Below are 18,852 nucleotides of genomic sequence, written 5' to 3'. Positions count from 1 at the left end.
GGGTTTTGTTGTATACTGGTCATTGAGTAGGGCTCCTTTTCTTGGTGACTTTGCAATCCCAAGGATACCCTACTTTTTTGTCGTTTACTAGACTCCCCGATCCTTACACATACTATTTTACGCCATCCCAAATGGCTGATTTCATCCGAATTAGTTGTACTTTTTCCCACTAGGGATGATCCAGGAGCCGAATGCGCTACCTTAGTTATCCTTTTTACCACTAAAATGGCTGCCCTTGTTATGAATGTGTTTCAAGTTCATCATAATGTAGGCGTATTCCTCTGTAAGGTGAGAGAAACGGATCGATTAGGGGGCCTTTTTCCCGCTAACGCAAGCAAAAAAGGGAATGTGGGGATTAAGTTTCCTTTTTCCACTTGGGCTTAGCTGCCGAGTCTCAGCAGGAAGGTCTGGAGGGATCGGGGAGGAAGAGCTTCAGCCGGCCAGGGGAACCGGAGAGCTGGGGAACCGCAGCCAGCCTTACACCTGAAATGCAAACAGCTGCGTTGTCCTGAGGGACGGCATAGCTGTTTTGTTCTTTGTAGGGCTTGCTGGATAAGCACGCTTTTTTTAGAAAGATAAGAATTTATCCTGAATTTCGAAAGTAAGCATCTACAAATCATCTAAAAGGCTCTACACGAAGGGATTTTTTGTGAAAAACAACTTGCACCAAATGGGTGAAGGAAAAAGAGGGCTTATCCCTTGTCCTATCTGGGCTTGTTCAGTTCATTTTCGAAATTCAGGTTTATATGTTTTGGGGTCCCCGCAAAGTACCTGAGTCATCATTGAAGCCAAGTCCCCGCTACCCTGGAAATAACTTTACGGATGAGGATAAACGCTTAAAGGCCGCAAGAAATTAAACGCAACAAATTTCACCTCCATTTCCATCAATCTATGGTGCCGCGTCAGCGGCATGGATGGCTTTGTGGGGGTATTTTGCCGTTAAAATCGCGGTTGCCGGAGGGCAAGCCCCGCCTATATGACTCTTTTCGACCGTCTAAAGCGCTTCAATGAAGATGATTTCCAAACGATATTAAAGCGTTTTCAAAATTGTTTATTCTATAAGCTTATCCCATAATTATAGCTGCGGGACAGAATCAAAGCGAAGGGGAGCGATAGAACGATGAATCCAAAGAGAGGAAAATTGAAAAGAGGATGGCTAATCTCCGTTGTATTGATTGCGCTGATCACAGGGTTAACTGGTTGCGGGAATAACAATACGGGTAAGCCCGCAAATTCCGGCACTGCCGCAGGGAACACATCGAACGGCACAGAGGAACAATCCGCTGATCCGGTTACAATTCAATTTGCCGGATGGGGTGACCCGACGGAAAAAGAGGTATTCACCAAATTAATCAAAGCCTTCGAGGACAAGAATCCGGCGATCAAGGTTGACTATCTGCACATTCCTTCGTCGGATTATGTGGGAAAGATGAATACTATTTTGGCCGGTGGCAATTCTCCTGATGTTTTCTATGTTCCGGATGGAGATTTCGGTCGCTGGGTCAGCCAGGATTTATTGTATTCCATCGACGATCTTGTGGAGAGCAACGAGATCGATATATCGGATATGTGGGATTCCGGCTTGAACCGCTACCGTTATGACGGCGCTTCCATTGGCCAGGGGGCGCTGTATGCGCTGCCGAAGGATATCGGTCCAACGGTTCTTTACTATAATAAGGACCTCTTTAACAAGATGAATGTTCCGTTCCCGAGCGCAGATACGCCGATGACTTATGAGCAGCTGCTGGATACTGCCGAGAAGCTGACGATCAGCGCGGACGGCAAGACGACGCAGTACGGGATGGGCCCCATCTGGTGGGAAGGCTTCGTGCTGGGCAACGGCGGACAATTCCTCAGTGAGAACAGACAGGAGTTTACCGGCAACAGCCCCGAAGCCATCGAAGCTCTCCAGTTCGCGGCAGACCTCTCCAATAAATACGGAGTCGTGCCCAAATCGGCCGCGTTGAAGGACATGAATGACAGTCAGATGTTCTCAACGGGCAAGCTGGCGATGATGGTTACGGGACGCTGGATGGTTCCGGAATTCCGCAAGCTGGGCTTTGACTGGGATGTGGCTCCGCTGCCGGTGAAGCAATGGGCCGGCACAAGCGGCTCCGTCGGACTCGGTATTTACAGCAAGACCAAGAATGTGGAAGCGGCCTACACGCTGGTGGAATATTTGGGGGGGCCGGAAGGACAGCGGGAGCAGTCGTTGATGGGCTTCTCCATTCCCAGCTTCAAATCAATGGCCAATACGGATGTCTTCCTCCAGCCCGGGCAAAAACCCGAGCATGCCTCGGTATTCATCAAAGCGGTTGAGAGTCAGGTAGCAGGTCCGTGGACCTATCTGCCGAATGCCAAGTGGTATGATCTGCTGTCCCAGGGGTTGTCCCCAATGTGGGAAGGCAAGAAAACCGCGTCGGAAGTATTGAACGAATTGAAACCTAAAATTGATCAGGCGATTAAGGAAGGCAACCAGGCTTTGTTCAAGTAAGAAGAGTTGGGATGAAAGGGGACAGCCTTTCCCCTTCATCTTCATTAATGGAGGAATACCATGAAACGCAAGGAATATCGTTGGGCCTATTTGTTTATATCCGCTCCCCTGCTAGGCTTTCTGCTGTTTGCGTTTATTCCGCTCAGTTATTCGGTTTATGTGAGCTTTACGGAGTACAGCGGCTATCAGTCTCCCGTATTTAACGGCGGGGCCAACTACACCAAGTTGCTGATGCATGATGAATTATTCTGGAAAACACTGTTCAATACCTTTTATGCGGCACTCGGCATTCCGCTCGGCATGGCTGTTGCTTTGGGGGTTGCTATGGCCCTGAACCAGAAGGTCCGCGGCATCGGCTTTTTCCGTACCATGTTTTTTCTTCCCACCATCAGCTCGGTCATTGCCTTGACCCTGCTGTGGAAGTGGATTTTCAACGATACCTACGGGCTGCTTAATTACTTTCTGGATTTGATCGGCATTCAGGGGCCGGCCTGGCTGAGCAGCGAGACCTGGGCGATGCCGGCAATGATTATTCAAGGGGTTTGGGCCAGCCTGGGCATTAATATGGTGCTTTATCTGGCGGCGCTTCAGGGGGTGCCGAAAAGCTTTTACGAAGCGTCCGAAATCGATGGAGCCAACCGCTGGCAGCAGTTTTTACGCATTACGGTTCCCTGTATTTCGCCCACGACGTTGTATATTCTGATCACCTCAATGATTACGGCACTGCAGGATTACCCAAGGTTCCAGATTATGACCGAGGGAGGACCGAATTACTCTACGACAACGATTGTGTACTATTTGTTCCAGAATGCTTTCCGCTATATGAACATGGGATATGCGTCTGCCATGGCCTGGATGCTCGGTCTGATCATTCTGGCGATCACACTGCTGAATTTCCAGCTGTCCAAGCGATGGGTTCACTATGAATAGGGAGAATAACAAATGATGAAGACAACAATGGCGGAGGGCTCATGGCAAAAAAGGAAAAAAGCGGGCGAGCAGCTCCGCAAATTTGCCGCTTATCTGTTCCTTGTCTCGGGTTCACTTGTCATGGCTGTTCCTTTTCTATGGATGCTGTCCACCTCTTTGAAGGAACAGGGACATGAATTTGAAATGCCGCCCAAGTGGATTCCGGAGCATTTCCTATGGAGCAACTACCGGTTTGTTTTGACAGAGTCCGGCATTCTGCACGGTTTTTTTAACACGCTGCTAATCATCTCGCTGCCCTGCATGGTCGGATTGTTCACAAGCGCCCTGGCGGCGCATGCCTTTGCAAGGATGCAGTTTCCGGCCAAAAACGTTCTGTTTACTCTGCTGCTGACTACGATGATGATTCCTGGTGTCATTACGATGATTCCGACTTTCATCCTGTTCAAGCAAATCGGCTGGATCGACAGCTGGCTGCCGCTTATCATTCCGGGAATGTTCGGTGCTGCGGCAGGGGTGTTTCTGCTGCGGCAGTTTTTCATGACAATCCCCAAAGAGCTGGAGGAAGCTGCCGTAATGGACGGGTTGGGCCCTTTCCGGATCTTTTTGCGGATCACCATGCCTCTGTCGAAGCCGGCCCTGATTACGCAGGGATTGCTCGGATTTCTCGCAGGTTACAACGATTATCTCGGTCCGCTCATTTATCTGAATACCCCGGAGAAGTTCACGCTGCAGCTTGTGCTTGCTTCCTTCCAGGGCTTTTACAACTCACAATGGACCTATATCATGGCCGGATCGGTGCTGGCGTTAATCCCGACCCTCCTGCTATTCTTTTTCGCACAGAAATACTTTGTTGAGGGAATAACCTTGACGGGGATGAAGGGATGAATAAAATAACATGTCCATGAAAACAACGTTTCGCAATCCGCTTGTTGAGCAGGCAGCCGACCCATGGGTGCTTAAGCATAACGACGGTTACTATTACTTCATGTTCACCCAGCACGGCCGTTTGGAACTGGCGAAGTCCTCCTCGCTGACAGGCATCGCGAACGGGCTCAAGAAAATTATCTGGTCACCGGAAGCCGGAGGTCCTTACAGCAGCAACCTGTGGGCGCCGGAAATTCACTGGCTGAATGATCGCTGGTACATTTATTATACGGCAAACGATGGAGGCGGAGATGAGACGCGGCGCATATGTGTGCTGGAGAACAGCAGTGAAGATCCGCTGGAAGGCAATTGGATCTGGAAGGGAGTATTGCCAACCCCCGTGGCCGCATTGGATGGAACCGTGATGAGGCTGCGGGAGCAATTGTATTTCCTGTATGCGGGCTACGGCCATTTTCCCGACTATGGTTCAGCCATCTATATCGTGCGCATGGCCAATCCCTGGACATTGGAGGGGGAACATGTCCTGCTTACGGCTCCGACTCTGGAGTGGGAGAAGCAGGGAGGCATGGCGATCAATGAAGGTCCTGTTACCTTGCACAGAAACGGGTTCGTATTCCTTGTGTATTCGGCCAGCACAACCTGGTCCGAGGATTATGCCTTGGGCATGCTGACCCTGAAGGAGCAGGATGATCCGCTGACGGCGGCTGCCTGGACCAAATCTTTGGAGCCGGTATTCCGTAAAAGTGTGGAGCACGGAGTCTATGCCACGGGACACAACAGCTTTACTTCATCACCTGACGGGACGGAGGACTGGATTGTGTATCATGCGCTTCCAGCCCCTGGTGCCGCTGTGAGCCTGCGCGCGACACGGGTGCAGAAATTCACCTGGAATGCGGACGGAACGCCGGATTTCGGCATTCCCTTAAGTGATTCTCATGATCTAAAGCTGCCTTCGGGAGAGTAACCGGAAGCATATTTCAAATTATGGAGGGACTAATAATGAGGAACAATCTGAAATCATCCCTGCTTCTTGCCTTGGTGCTGGTTATGGTGTCAGCTATATTCGCTGTATCGCCTGCCCGTGCTGCAACCACCGGTTCAGTGGTCTACAGCAGTGCAACAGAGACGGAGCCTTATTATTCAAGGGCGGTCAAGCTCGGCAACGGGAATATTCTGGCCACATTCACCCGCAAATTCCCCGGGAATGCCGGCTGGGCCGGCATGCAGCCCTTCCCGTTTTATCAAAGCACGGACAATGGAAGCACCTGGTCCCTCCTGAGCCAGATTGATCCCAACGCTTATGGGCTGAACCGGGATCAGCAGGGCATGACAACGCTGTATGTGCTGCCGCAGCAGCTCGGAGCCTATCCGGCCGGCACTCTGCTGTTCGCATCAACGGACTGGAACAACACCGTTCCGCAGACGATTCATATCTGGAGAAGCACGGATAACGGCGCCACCTGGCAGCTTCACAGCAGTATGGCCGCCCGCGGAACCGCCGGAACGCAGCGTACCTGGGAACCGGAGTTTGCCGTAACCGCTGACGGACGATTGATCTGTTATTATTCGGACGAACGCCAGCCGGGCTACAATCAGGCTATTGCCCAAGAAATTTCCCCGGATGGCGGTCTTACCTGGGGGAATTACCAGATCATCATCGGCAATTCAGCCGATTTCAACTGGCGTCCGGGCATGCCCAGAGTAGTGAAAGCAAAGAACGGCACCTACTTCATGTTCTTCGAAATGCTCGGCGCGGCCCCCAATTTTGCCGTCCGCTTCAAAACCTCAACCGATGGAATCAACTGGGGAAGTGCGACGGACCTGGGCAATGTGGTAGGCACAGGCATCTACCGTGCTTCCCAGACGCCTGAAGTTGCCTACGTCGATGATGGAAGCGCAAATGGGAGATTCTACGTCCGGGGAATGACAGATGTGGTGTCTTCCGCCAACAAGATGTTTACAAGCGCCGATTACGGGGCCACCTGGTCGGAGATCGATGCCCCGCTGACGGTAAAAGGAAGCAACCAGAGTACGCCTGCCGCCTGGAGCGGCACTCTACTGCCCCTGAATAACTCGCTTTTGCTGGAAGTGAACAGCGTGAAGGTGGGGAACCGGACAGAAATTCGCTCGAATATCGCCCAGATCAATGGCGATTCTTCTATTGCAAACGGAGCTGTCTACAAGCTGGTCAACCAGAACAACAGCCTGGTCCTGGACAATGCGGGAGGCGGTTCGCCGGCGGGTACCCAGGTTATCCAGTGGAATGACCTCGGCTTGAATACGCAATGGTGGCGGTTGAATTACAGCAGCAACGGATTGTTCCGGGTAACAAACATCAATAATAATCTGCTGCTGGATGATCCGGACGGTTCAACGGCGCCAGGCGCATTCGTCCAGCTCTGGACGGATAATGGCCTGGATACACAGCAGTGGAAGTTCAGCTACCAGGGCAATGGATTGTATACGGCCAGGAACCAGCACAGCCAGCTGCTGCTGGACAATGCGGGCGGGGGAGCAGCTCCCGGAACCAGGGTCATCCAGTGGACCGCGAACGGACTGGACACGCAGAACTGGAAGCTGGTCCGCACCGATACGGAGATTCCGGTGAATCAGCTGGAAAGCTTCAACATTGCCAACAGCTTCATCCGTTATCAGAACGGAGAAGCAAAGCTGGACGGCGGACAATACAGCGCCGAATCGCAATGGAGAATTGTCGGCGGCCTGGCGGACGCCTCCGCGTTCTCGATCGAATCTGCGGCTTCTCCGGGAGCTTACCTCCGGCACAAGAACGGAAAGGTCTGGCTTGAGGCGAATGACAACTCCACACTGTTCAAAAATGATGCCACCTGGTACATCAGAACCGGCCTGGCAAGCCCATGGGCGGCCTCTTTTGAATCCTACAATATCGCCGGCTCCTATATGAGACACAGAAACGGCTTGCTTGAAATTTCCACGCTCACCACGCCGCTGGATCAACAGGACGCAACGTTTTACTTAAAGTAGGAGGGATTATTGCACATGAATGAGCAGCAAGGCAGCAGACAGCAGCAGCCCGGGCAACAGAAGGCCGCGCAGCCCAGAACAGATTATCCGCGCCCGCAGTTTGTGCGGGAGTCCTGGCTGAATTTGAATGGACAATGGGAATTTGCCTTCGACGACGAAAGGATCGGCGAGCGGAAGAAATGGCAGAAGGGCAGCACACCGCTGCCTCTGGGGATTCACGTGCCGTTCGCTTTTCAAAGCGCGCTCAGCGGCATCGGGGACCCTGGATTTCATGATACGGTGTGGTACCGCCGTAAGCTGGACGTTCCGCCGGAACTTCGCGGCCAGCGCATCATCCTGCATTTCGGGGCCGTCGATTATGAAGCCAGCGTATGGGTGAACGGGACATTGGTGGCTACCCACGAAGGAGGACACACTCCATTCTCTGCGGATATTACGGAGGTGCTGCAGGAGCGGGACGGCAACATACTGGTCGTAAAGGCGGTGGATCACAGCACCGATGTGACCCTCCCTCGGGGGAAGCAGTATTGGAAAAGCGATTCTGCCAGTATTTTCTATACCCGAACCACCGGCATCTGGCAGACGGTATGGATTGAAGCCGTATCGCCGTCCTATCTGAAAAAAGTCAGGTTTACCCCCGATATTGACCGCAACGCGGTGGAAATCCGTTCTTTCATCACCCATGCGCCGCAAGGGGGCCGACTGAGTCTTGCCATTGACATCGAATTTGCCGGGCAACCCGTGAGCAGCGATACCTTCAGAGTTGAAGGAGGGGAGATCTGCCGCTCCATCGGTTTGAACGATTTCAACGATCACGGGGAAGGACGCTGGTGGTCGCCCGAGTTCCCCCGCTTGTATGACGTTACGTTTACGCTCAGTGAGGACGGGCGGGTGGTGGACCGGGTCACCAGCTATTTCGGCCAGCGCAAGATTTCAATAGAGAACGGACGGCTGTGTCTTAACAACCGGCCCTATTTCATGAAGCTGGTGCTGGATCAGGGGTATTTTCCCGACGGCAATCTCACGCCGCCAAGCGATGAAGCGATCCGCCGTGATGTGGAATTGACGAAGGAGATGGGCTTTAACGGTGCACGCAAGCACCAAAAGCTGGAGGACCCGCGCTATCTGTACTGGTGCGACAGGCTGGGACTGCTGGTATGGGGAGAGGCGGCGAACGCCTATGACTATTCCGAAGAATATGTGCGCCGGTTCACGCAGGAGTGGCAGGCCGGCATCGAGCGCGATTACAACCATCCGTCCATCGTGGTGTGGGTGCCGCTGAACGAAAGCTGGGGCGTTCCTAACATTGCAATTGATAAAAGACAGCAGCAGCATGCGCTGGCGATGTATCATCTCACTAAATCGCTTGATCCCATGCGGCCCGTGGTATCCAACGACGGCTGGGAAATGGTGTCAACCGACTTGTTCAGCATCCATGACTATGAATGGCGGAGCGGGGTGCTGGAGGAGCGCTATTCGTCGGCCATGAAGGCGGCCGGAGGATATCCCTGCAACCGCAAGCTGACGGTGGAGGGTTATCCTTACCGGGGCCAGCCGATCCTCGTGACTGAATTTGGCGGCATTGCCTACAAAAAAAGCCAATGGGAGGGCTGGGGGTATTCCGGCGCGGACAATGACGAGGACTACGCTGAACGCCTGCGCGCGGTCATCGGGCCGCTCCTGGACTCCGGGGTTGTGCAGGGTTACTGCTACACCCAGTTGACCGATGTGGAACAGGAAATCAACGGCCTGCTGACTTATGACCGGCAGCCTAAGCTGCCGCTGGTGCAGATTCGGGCGATCAATGAAGGCAAATAACAAATTTTAACCAGAGCTCCAGAATTCTGCTCAAACATTCCGGGTTGGTGCCCGTGGACGTAAGCCTCCCGGCATGGAGCTGACCGGGAACCTGTAAATAAAGGCGGCCGACTCATGTAAAAGAAGCATCTCCTAAACAAGGAATGCTTCTTTTTTTGAAAGATAATTTATATGTTTATTGTTTAAGGAAGCTTATTGCCTGCCGCACGGTAAATCTCATACCATTCTTCTCTGGTGAGCGTGATATCCGAAGCTTTGGCAATGTCCAGCAGGCGGGCAGTGTTGGTTGTGCCCACAATCGGCTGCATATGTGCCGGATGGCGGAGAAGCCAGGCAATGGCGATGGCGGTGTCGGCAACTCCCTTTTCCGCGGCGAAATGATTAATGACCTGATTCAGTTCCGGGAACTTGTCATTTCCCAAGAATACGCCTTCAAAGAAGCCGTATTGGAAAGGAGACCAAGGCTGAATGGTCATGTCATGCAGACGGCTGTATTCCAGGATGCCTCCATCATGTACCACGGAAGCGGAGTTGGTCATGTTGACGTTGAAGCCGGAATCAATCATTCCGGAAACCGTAATGCTCAGCTGCAGCTGATTGAAGAGCAGCTTTTGTTTGACATTTTTTTTGAGCAGCTCAATTTGCAGCGGGTTCAGGTTGCTGACGCCAAAATGCTTCACCATGCCTTTTTGCTCCAAGTAATCGAAGGCTTCGGCAACTTCCTCCGGTTCCATTAAGGTATCGGGGCGGTGCAGCAGCAGCACATCCACATAATCGGTTTTGAGCCGTTTCAGACTGTTCTCTACGGATGTCACGATATGCTCCTTGGAGAAGTCAAAAAAGCCCTGGCGGATGCCGCATTTGGTCTGAATCATCAATTGTTCACGCATGCCGGGGCTGCTGGCTACAACCTCGCCGAATACTTCCTCGGCTTTGCCGGCGGCGTATATGTCTGCATGGTCAAAAAAATCAATCCCCGCTTCCAGGGCACTGTGAATATGCACGTCAGCTTCCCTGGCCGAGAGTTCGGCAATCCGCATACAGCCTAATGAAATTTCGGCAACCTCCAGCGTACCGTTACCGACGTTAATTGTTTTTACCATTCATTATTCACTCCTTAAATGTAAGGTACAGGGTAAAGTGTAGACCTTAGAGCTAGGTGTAAGTCAACAGATTTGTCAGCGGGCTTTTCATAGATTCATATTGGTGTTACTTTAAAGGTAGATCAACTTGCCGGAGCTTAAGCGGCGGAATGGAGCTGACTCATGGGATACAGCATCAAAACAATAGCACAAAAAAGCGGACTAAGCCAATACACCTTGCGCTACTATGAAAGAGAGGGGGTTCTGCCTGTAGTAGCACGGGATGAGCACGGAAACCGCTGCTTTCATGATGAGGATCTGGAGCTGATCTCACTGATCTGCTGCCTGAAGGACACCGGAATGCCCATTGCTGAAATTAAGCAGTTCATTGCATTGTCCCAGGAAGGGGTACAAGCACTGCCGGACCAGCGGAAGCTGCTTCAGGCGCACAAGCTGCAGATTGATGAGAAGATTAAATTTTTTCAGAGCTTTGCGCAAAAGATTGAGCATAAAATTGCTTATTTTGCCTCATTGGAGCGGGAAGCGGAAGCCAAGAGCAGGTAGCCTTTTACAGTGGAGGGTTGGGAAAGAGGGGGGAATCACTGCAGGCCGGCTGGTTAACGGGGATTTTTGGCAGGCTTGCGGGTGTGATTATTGTCGTTGAGATTGGAAGCTGGAAGTGAAAGCGCGAACTATGAAGCTATCCGTGAAAAGAGATTGGGATTGACCGGTCCAGGAGCAAAAGTTGTGCTTCTTCGCAACAGAATCCCTTGCTGCGTCTGGAATGTATGCGGGGAAGAGCAGGCTTCAGCAGTGAAAAGGGAACGAAATACAGCAGCTGTTCATATATGAGAGAAGGTTTGCAATTTTTTATTACGTTAGATTATATAACATGGACTTTGGCTATTCCTTGACAAACGGGTTTGTTGCCTTGACGAAAAGGATCGCGATGTTATGATATAGATAATTAACTAACAGAATAAGCTCTTGTATAAGCTCAATAATCCGGTTTGAGCGTTTCGACCAGGCGACCATAAATTGCCCCAGGCTACAAGAGGTATAGGATAGGGATTGCCGTTCACCGTGTGTACTTCATCCAAGTACGTTAACGAGCGGACGAATGCTTTCTGTCGTATACCTTTTGTGACCAGGGGCTTTTTTGCCGTGCGCGGAAACCGGGCCAAAAATTATAAAGAAGAGGTGTGTATTCATGGGTTATGAACTGATTATCAAGAACGCTAATATTCCGCAAGGCGACAGACAGGTGCTGACGGATATTTTGGTCAATAAGGGTGTAATTGCAGGTTTTGCGAAGGATATCGAAGCAGAGGCTGATCAAATTATCGATGCCGGAGGCAAACTGGTGCTGCCCGGGGTTATTGATTCGCATACGCATTTTAATGATCCGGGATTTACGCACCGTGAGGATTTTGTTACGGGGACCAGCAGCGCTGCTGCCGGCGGCGTTACGATGATCGTCGATATGCCCTGCTGCAGTGTTCCGTCGGTACGCTCGGTGGAGAATCTGCACAATAAGCTGAATGCCCTGGAAGGCAAGGGAATTGTCGATTACGCCATGTGGGGCGGGATTACCGGCGAGGATGTGCGCAATGATGTGCTGAACATTGTGAAGGAGCAGGCCGCAGAGGGTGTGGTTGCTTTTAAAGTGTATATGACGCCGTCCGTACCTTCCTATCCGCGTGTGACGGACCCTGAAATGCTCGAAGCGTTCTATGCGGTAGCGGAAACGGGAATGCCGATCGGAATTCATGCCGAGAACTATGCAATCTGCGATTTCTATACCCAGAAGCTGAAAAAAGAAGGACGGCTGGATTATCCGGCTTGGGCGGAGGCGCGGAAGATTCTGGCGGAAAAAGCGGCGATTCAGCTCGGCATCAGCTTCTCGGAGGAATCCGGAGCCCGGCTGCATATTGTTCACATGAGTACGGCGGCAGGCAATCAGCTGATCAAGGAAGCGAAGCTTAAGGGTGTGAAGGTGACTGCGGAATCCTGTCCGCACTACCTGACGCTGAACGCGGTGGATGCGATGACGGAGTTTGGCGCGTTTGCCAAGATTGCGCCGCCGCTGCGCCGTGCGGAAGATAATGAAGCGCTCTGGCAGGGGCTGGTGGATGGAACGATTGACTTCATGGCGACCGACCATGCCCCTTATGAGATTGCAACGGAGAAGGATGCGCCGGGTATGGATGTATGGACTTCCTTCCCCGGCATTCCGGGGGTAGAAACACTGGTGCCGATCATGATCAGTGAAGGCTACAACAAGGGCAGGCTCAGCCTGTCCAGGCTGGTAGAGCTGCTGTGCAAGAATCCTGCGGTTCATTATGGTCTGTATCCGAAGAAAGGCGCGCTGGAGATCGGCACGGATGCCGACTTCACGATTGTGGATCTGGAGAAGGAATGGACGATCGACAAGGATAAAATGCACTGTAAACCAAAGTACACTCCGTTCCACGGCATGAAGCTGAAGGGCAAAGTCGATAAAACCATTGTCCGCGGCACACTGGTCTACGACGATGAGGCAGGCGTGGTCGGCAAACCGGGCTATGGGGAATTTGTGAAGCGCCAGACGATCAGCGAGCTTCCGCGCTTGCTGAAATACTAAACCAAAAAGGGAGGTGTGCAATATGGGCAAACACGCTGTAGTAATTATTGATATGTTGAATGACTTCATTCACCCGGACGGGGCGCTGACCTGTCCGAACGGTGCCGGAATTGTTCCAGCCCTGCAGGAGCTGATTGAATTCAGCCATGAGAACGGCATTCAGGTGATCTTCGTACAAGAGGCGCACCGCCGGAATGATGCTGACTTCAGAGTGAGGCCTATACACGCGATCAAGGGTACCTGGGGCTCGGATTTCATCGCAGAGCTGACTCCGCAGAGTGATAAAGGCGACTATATTGTGCAGAAAAGACGCCACAGCGCTTTTAGCTATACCGATATGGACCTGTTCCTTCGGGAGGAGGGGATCGACACTGTGGTTGTTACCGGCGTATGGACGAATGTCTGCGTGCGCTCTACGGCATCCGATGCGATGTACCACACCTACAAGGTGATGTGCATCAGCGACTGCTGCGCGTCGAAGGACGAGGAGATGCATATCTCCGGGCTGCGCGATATCGGAATTTTCGGCCAAGTAGTAACCCTGGAGGAGTACAAAGAGAAGAACACTGTTGTGAAGGGTTGAAGGAAGAGCCCGCTCATTGTGAAGTTCAAAGCAGGACCCTTGTGTGAAAAAGCTCCTTGCATCGCTGGTTCATTCGGCGATACAGGAGCTTTTTTCTATGGCAGCCAAGATGGGAGTGACAGGCATTATGGGGCGCCCGAGGTATTCAAAAGAGGTGAGATCCTTTGCTCAAGAGAGGGCAATAAGGCCGGGTTTCGCTAGCCTTCGGCAATCTGCATCAGCAGCGGGGTTACCTTGAAGCCGTTGACGGGTGCCAAATCCTGCGAGCAGGAGGAGAGGGCCACAATCACATCGGTAAGCGCCAGCAGTGCGACATAATCGCCGGGCTTCGAGAGCGGTTCCTCAATCACATAATCAAGATTCTCATCCAGCGCATTGTTCATGAACCAGTTGATCGGATCGGGGATTTCCAGATGCCCCAGCTGGTACTTGTTCAGCGCCTTCTGCAGGTTGTCATGGCAGTTCGGGTGCTGCTCCAGTCCGAAATCAACCTTATAGCGGTAATAGTCGCAAGCGGGAAAAAAGAAGTCATGCTTGCCGACGGTATCCTTCGTGAGCTGCATGAGCGGTCTCCGGCGGTTGCTGTAGAGCCCGTCGCCCACCTTGAGTCTGATGCTGCTGAGCGAGGATCTCATATGCACTGGCGACACATGCTCGCGGGGTTCCTCCGCATTGAAGCAGATGAAATCGCCGACCTGCTTGCCCTCCACATCAATAATGTAGAGCGTCTGGCCTTTGCGGACGCGCAGGCTTCTTCCCTCATAGGGAGGGACTGTAATTTCCTCAACGACATGTTGACCGGTCCTCATTTTTCAATCACCTGCCTGATCTGTTTATTCGATGAACACTGCGACGGCCCGGACAGGGGAGCCGGTGCCTTTGCGGATTTTGAGCGGGAGTCCGAAATACAGGAAGCGCTTTTGGGCAATTAGGTCCAGATTGCAGAGGTTCTCGGTGTTGGTCATCCGATATTCTCGGCAGATCAGATGCCCGGAAAACCTTGTATCCAGCGGATTATCAATGGAAGGGGCATCAATGCCGATGTTGATAACGCCCTGCCGCGCAAGCCATTCTGCGGCCTCATGGTTCAGTCCGGTGTAGCGGGTCAGCCATTCTTCGGTGCCGTAAGCACGGTTATAGTGTCCGGTGTAGAGCAGCACAATGTCGCCTTTGTCGAGGTGCAGATATCCTCTTCGCAGCGCCTCCTCCAGGTCCTTGCGGGTGATATAGCCATCCGGGGAAATATGGGAAACGTCAAGGCAGACGGCCGGTCCGTAAAAATACTCCAGCGGCATCTCATCAATCGCCGGTCCCAGTGGATCATATTCGTAGACGGCATCGCTATGGGTCGGGCCGTGCTCGTTAATCAGCAGATTGTTCGTGGCGAACTCGAAGCCAAGCTTCTGCCGGCTCTCCTCATGGCTCATATTGGGGAAAATCATCGTCTTCTGGTGCGGAGGGAATACCGGCATTCCCTGATAGATTTCCTGAGAGAGGTCTATGACCTGAATACCCATGGAAGTTGCCTCCTTTCGGGTGAGGTTGGAAAAGGGATTCAAGCTGTCTCTGCGGCAAGCGCTGCGGGATTCGCCGGAATTGCCCGTCCATAGGCAGCGCTTCGTACAGCTCCGGAATCCGGACCGCGATTAAGCCGGAGCTGCCGGTAGAGCAGAGGCAGGGGAAATGAATGCAGCTAATAAGCTAAGCCAGCGAGCTAAGCCAGCGGCGGCAGAACCGTGAAGGCATCGGCGTCGATCAGGCCAATGTCAGTGATTTTCCAAGCCGGGCTGGTGACCAGCGAGAGGAAGGACAGATGCATGAACGGCACATGCAGGGTGCAGCCCAGCTCTTCGCGGGCCAGACGGTGCAGCTCGGTGATCCGTGCGCTCATCTCCTTGCCGGTCAGCTCGTCGGTCATCAAACCGCCAATGCGCAGCGGCAGATCGCCAACCACCTTGCCGCCTTCGATCATGGCAATGCCGCCTTCCATGGCGATGACCCGGTTGACCGCCGTCGCCATATCGGCATAATTGGTGCCGGTGACGATGATGTTATGGGTATCATGGGCCACGCTTTCGGCGATGGCGCCGGCCTTAAGCTTCATGCCGCGCACAAAAGTCTTTCCGATCTTTCCGCTGCGGCCATGCCTCTCGACGACGAGCAGGGGCAGCAGATCATCTTCTACAGAAGGCTGTACCACGCCGTCCCTGACGTTGGCTGTATAGATCCCGGCTCCGGTCAAATTCTGATCGGGGATGACCTCGATGGCGCGGACCCGTACGCTGCCGTGTGCGCCTCCGGAGGCGAGCTGGAGTTCCTCCGGCTTGACCGGCTTCCGCTTGACGGAACCTTTGACGGAATCGGGGTAAGTATACGAGGGAATATCCTGGATGAGTTCCCCGTTCTGGGCCAGCCTGACTCCGCTGATATACACCTCGGCAATCGTCATTTGCGCCAAATCGCTGATCACGGCAATGTCCGCCTTCTTGCCCGGGGCCAGCAGCCCGATATCCTGGAAGCCGAAATGTGTGGCCGGATTGATCGTTACCATCTGGATCGCTTCAACCGGGTCAATGCCTGCGGCAATGGTCCGGCGCACGATGTCATTCATGTGTCCGTGCTTCAGCAGATCCTCGGGGACCATATCGTCAGAGACGAGGATCGCCCGCCGGGAATCCATGCCCTCCTCGGTAATCGCGCGGATGCATTCCGCCATGTTCCGCTGCGAGGAGCCTTCGCGCATGAAGACGCTGACGCCGTAGCGCAGCTTCTCCATCATTTCCTCCTTGGTCGTTGTCTCGTGGCAGGAGACATGGCCGCCGCCGCAGATAATATGGGCTGCCAGCTCCGCACCGAACAGGCCGGGCGCGTTGCCCTCAATGCTTTTGCCAATGGATTTGGCGTAAGAGACGGAGGCGAGCAGATCATCTATAAGATAAGGCGCATTGCGGTACACCGGATGGACATTGCTGAAGCCCTGCAGCTCGCCGATTCCCTGCACATAATCATCATTCAGCAGCTCCTGCATATCCTTGGAGCTGATGTCCTTGCCCGCGGTTTCCAGTCCGGGCACATCGGGAGTGAGACAGGGGACTGTGAAGAGAACGCGGTTCGGCAGGGTTTTGGCTTCTTCAACCATCGCTTTCATGCCGGGAACACCCAGCACATTGCCGATTTCATGCGGATCAGCAACCAGCGTGGTCGTCCCGGTAGGGATGGATAATTTGGAGAATTCGGTAACGGTCAGCATGGCGCTCTCAAAATGCATATGGGAATCGATAAAGCCCGGACTGATGAATTTCCCGCTCATGTCCCGGATGACGGTGGACGGGCCAATCAGCTTGTCGGCGTTGCCCGCAAGCAGAATCCGGTCGCCTTTGACGGCTATGTCGCCGGGATAAATCTCGCGTGTGATTACATTGATGATATAGCCGCCTCTAAGCACCAGGTCAGCGTGGAGATTATCTCCAAGCAGCACATCAATCATCCGCCGCCGCTGAATGGCATCTTTAATGTCTGTAGTCAGCATATGCTACAAGCCTCCTGCTCTGGGACAATCCACACTATCCACAATGCCGACAATTGCGGCATCGACCGGGGCATTCGGATGCTGTACCGCCCGCGATGCCACGCTGCCGATGACGTAGAGGATTGTCTCCCCGATGCCTGCACCGACCGTATCCACGGCTATGATAGGCTGCCCGGCAGGCGTGCTGTCCGGAAGAATGGGCTGAATAATCAGCAGCTTGGCACCTACGAGATTCTCATCTTTTCTCGTGGCGACGACGTGCCCGGTTATGAGTCCCAGCTTCATGTGATTGTCACCTCTCCAATTGGAATGCGTGATTTGTGAAACGGTTAAATAAGCTCAATTCCATATTGCCGTGCGGCATCCCTGGCCAGCGGAGTGATTACAGCCGGTCCATTCAGCACGATGGATGTTCTGCCCAGCCTGTGCGCAGCATAAATGTCCTCTGCCGTCAGCACCTGCTTCTTCTGCGGCGCTTTGCCGCCGGACAGCCAGCTGCCCGCTTGACCGGGCTCCAGAAGCCTGATGCCGAAGCCTTCAATTTTGTGTGCCATGGCCCGGATTTCGTCTTTCAGCAGCGGAGTGGCGTGCGACAGTCCCTGCTCCCCCCAGCAGTAATGCTCTGGCTCCGCTCCAAGCGCCAAGGCCGCGACCGGCTTGCCTGCACACAGCGACTGCACGATGAGGCTCACGAAGGGGTGGCCTGTGTCCAGCACGGTCAGGCGGGAGAGCAGAGGCAGCGAGAGCACCGGGATGAACAAGGCGTCGGCATCTCCGCCCGCCGGAGAGGGTGGGGAGGAACGGCCGGGAAGCAAAATATCGTCCACGCCTGCCCGGCCGGCAAGCTCTCCGGCGCTCATCGCTGACAGCAGCCGCTGTTCCGGCCATAACTGCAATCGGACTTTTTGTCTGCTTAGACTGCGCATTGCTGCAAAGCCTTCCTCCATGCCGATAAAATGGCCGGACAGCAGCGCGAGGACGCGGGGATAATCCTCTTTTAACGCTGCCTCTCTGGAACCGTAGGACAACCCCAGAAGAACATTGGCCGCAACCGCGCTATGCCGGCTGTCCATTGGAGCGCTTATTCAATGCCTTTGGACAGCAGGGCACGTTCCACTTCGCTGTGCGGACGGGGAATGACATGGACAGACACAAGCTCCCCGACGCGTTTGGCGGCTGCGGCTCCCGCATCGGTAGCGGCTTTCACAGCGCCTACGTCCCCGCGGACCATGACGGTCACGAGTCCGAAACCGATTTTTTCGTATCCGCAGATTTCAACGTTTGCTGCCTTTACCATCGCATCCGCCGCTTCAATTGCGCCTACCAGACCTTTGGTTTCGATCAATCCGAGTGATTCTCCCATTATAAAAACCTCCATGAATTTAATAGTTTTGTGTTCAGTAAGCTGAAGCTGTGAATGATGAGCTGCAGGCTGTTATTCCGTTGCAACCTATAGGTCTGTCACGTCTGGCGTCTCTGAAGCTGATGCTTCATGGATTGGCGGCGCGGGAAGCAGGAATTTGGTCAGTATTTTGCTGCTTACATCTTCGTGGGCTTTGGCGATGACATGGGCGGAAATTACCCTGCCGATGCGCTGAGCTTCGGCCTTGCCCGCTTCGACGGAAGCGCTGACCGCTGCAACATCCCCGCTCAGATGAATCGTGACCCCAAGGGAGCCGCCAACCCCGATGATCTTCTCTACCGCAACCAGCTGCACATCTGCCGCTTTCAGTGCCGCATCCGCCGCGGAAACGGCGGTGGTGTATCCAAGTGTCTCAATTAAGCCCAATGCCTGCATATCCACAGCCTCCTTCTTTAATTATCTGTCTTATCTGCATACGTGGCCTGCGGCCGTTGTCCGGATGCAGGGATTTGTTGTTTCAAGCCAAGCCTTATATTTCCCGC

Annotated in this window: 17 protein-coding genes and 1 riboswitch; of the genes, 9 read left to right on the top strand and 8 right to left on the bottom strand. The window is 53.4% G+C overall.

Annotated features, from left to right (window positions below):
- Window positions 1-1,141 precede the first annotated feature (1,141 nt).
- The 6 genes from HYD27_RS15740 to HYD27_RS15715 are packed head-to-tail and all read left to right on the top strand — an operon-like array spanning window position 1,142 to window position 9,130.
- Entirely contained in the window at window positions 1,142-2,494 is a 1,353-nt protein-coding gene (locus HYD27_RS15740; protein WP_228745159.1) for an ABC transporter substrate-binding protein, read from the top strand.
- A gap of 60 nt (window positions 2,495-2,554) precedes the next feature.
- Window positions 2,555-3,424 carry a carbohydrate ABC transporter permease gene (locus HYD27_RS15735; protein ID WP_219216677.1) on the top strand — a complete coding sequence of 290 codons (870 nt, stop codon included), beginning with the start codon at window positions 2,555-2,557 and terminating at the stop codon, window positions 3,422-3,424.
- A gap of 12 nt (window positions 3,425-3,436) precedes the next feature.
- Entirely contained in the window at window positions 3,437-4,309 is an 873-nt protein-coding gene (locus HYD27_RS15730; RefSeq protein WP_228745158.1) for a carbohydrate ABC transporter permease, read from the top strand.
- A gap of 10 nt (window positions 4,310-4,319) precedes the next feature.
- Complete coding sequence (locus tag HYD27_RS15725) at window positions 4,320-5,273, top strand: glycoside hydrolase family 43 protein (RefSeq protein WP_219216675.1); 954 nt, start codon at window positions 4,320-4,322, stop codon at window positions 5,271-5,273.
- A 35-nt stretch (window positions 5,274-5,308) separates the two neighbouring features.
- Window positions 5,309-7,312 carry an AbfB domain-containing protein gene (locus HYD27_RS15720; RefSeq protein WP_219216673.1) on the top strand — a complete coding sequence of 668 codons (2,004 nt, stop codon included), beginning with the start codon at window positions 5,309-5,311 and terminating at the stop codon, window positions 7,310-7,312.
- A gap of 15 nt (window positions 7,313-7,327) precedes the next feature.
- Window positions 7,328-9,130: a glycoside hydrolase family 2 protein gene (locus HYD27_RS15715; protein WP_219216671.1), complete on the top strand. Its 1,803-nt coding sequence runs from the start codon at window positions 7,328-7,330 to the stop codon at window positions 9,128-9,130.
- 182 nt (window positions 9,131-9,312) lie between these two features.
- On the opposite strand, the gene HYD27_RS15710 is transcribed toward HYD27_RS15715, so the two are convergent.
- A complete protein-coding gene (locus HYD27_RS15710; RefSeq protein ID WP_219216669.1) occupies window positions 9,313-10,233 on the bottom strand; it encodes an aldo/keto reductase in 921 nt (306 codons plus the stop codon).
- Window positions 10,234-10,395: 162 nt separating this feature from the next.
- On the opposite strand from HYD27_RS15710, the gene HYD27_RS15705 reads away from it, so the two are divergent.
- The 3 genes from HYD27_RS15705 (at window position 10,396) to HYD27_RS15695 (ending at window position 13,418) form a co-directional block, all read left to right on the top strand.
- Window positions 10,396-10,776, top strand: coding sequence for a MerR family transcriptional regulator (locus HYD27_RS15705; RefSeq protein WP_219216668.1), 381 nt, complete (start codon window positions 10,396-10,398; stop codon window positions 10,774-10,776).
- A gap of 403 nt (window positions 10,777-11,179) precedes the next feature.
- Window positions 11,180-11,283: riboswitch (purine riboswitch) on the top strand.
- Between the two features lie 139 nt (window positions 11,284-11,422).
- Window positions 11,423-12,835 carry an allantoinase AllB gene (gene allB, locus HYD27_RS15700; RefSeq protein ID WP_219216665.1) on the top strand — a complete coding sequence of 471 codons (1,413 nt, stop codon included), beginning with the start codon at window positions 11,423-11,425 and terminating at the stop codon, window positions 12,833-12,835.
- Between the two features lie 22 nt (window positions 12,836-12,857).
- On the top strand, window positions 12,858-13,418 hold the full coding sequence (locus tag HYD27_RS15695) for a cysteine hydrolase family protein (protein WP_219216663.1): 561 nt from the start codon (window positions 12,858-12,860) through the stop codon (window positions 13,416-13,418).
- A gap of 197 nt (window positions 13,419-13,615) precedes the next feature.
- Here the strand turns inward: HYD27_RS15695 and HYD27_RS15690 are convergent, their stop codons facing one another.
- The 7 genes from HYD27_RS15690 to HYD27_RS15660 form a co-directional block, all read right to left on the bottom strand.
- Window positions 13,616-14,227 (bottom strand): DUF1989 domain-containing protein, encoded by a 612-nt coding sequence (locus tag HYD27_RS15690; RefSeq protein WP_219216661.1) that lies wholly within the window; start codon window positions 14,225-14,227, stop codon window positions 13,616-13,618.
- Between the two features lie 24 nt (window positions 14,228-14,251).
- A complete protein-coding gene (locus HYD27_RS15685) occupies window positions 14,252-14,935 on the bottom strand; it encodes a cyclase family protein (RefSeq protein ID WP_219216659.1) in 684 nt (227 codons plus the stop codon).
- Window positions 14,936-15,132: 197 nt separating this feature from the next.
- Window positions 15,133-16,947, bottom strand: coding sequence for an adenine deaminase (locus HYD27_RS15680; RefSeq protein ID WP_219216657.1), 1,815 nt, complete (start codon window positions 16,945-16,947; stop codon window positions 15,133-15,135).
- Window positions 16,948-16,950: 3 nt separating this feature from the next.
- The gene (locus HYD27_RS15675; RefSeq protein ID WP_219216655.1) at window positions 16,951-17,232 is read right to left on the bottom strand and encodes a EutN/CcmL family microcompartment protein; all 282 of its coding nucleotides are present in this window, start codon (window positions 17,230-17,232) and stop codon (window positions 16,951-16,953) included.
- 44 nt (window positions 17,233-17,276) lie between these two features.
- The gene (locus HYD27_RS15670) at window positions 17,277-18,020 is read right to left on the bottom strand and encodes a hypothetical protein (RefSeq protein WP_219216653.1); all 744 of its coding nucleotides are present in this window, start codon (window positions 18,018-18,020) and stop codon (window positions 17,277-17,279) included.
- 8 nt (window positions 18,021-18,028) lie between these two features.
- Window positions 18,029-18,310 (bottom strand): BMC domain-containing protein, encoded by a 282-nt coding sequence (locus HYD27_RS15665; protein WP_019908484.1) that lies wholly within the window; start codon window positions 18,308-18,310, stop codon window positions 18,029-18,031.
- Between the two features lie 87 nt (window positions 18,311-18,397).
- Window positions 18,398-18,745, bottom strand: coding sequence for a BMC domain-containing protein (locus tag HYD27_RS15660; RefSeq protein WP_219216651.1), 348 nt, complete (start codon window positions 18,743-18,745; stop codon window positions 18,398-18,400).
- Window positions 18,746-18,852: the final 107 nt, after the last annotated feature.

This window comes from Paenibacillus sp. S150 (assembly GCF_019352175.1).
Classification (GTDB): Bacteria; Bacillota; Bacilli; order Paenibacillales; family Paenibacillaceae; genus Paenibacillus_AQ.
The sequence above is the reverse complement of the archived record's forward strand: the minus strand, read 5'-3'. Positions and strand labels throughout refer to the sequence as shown.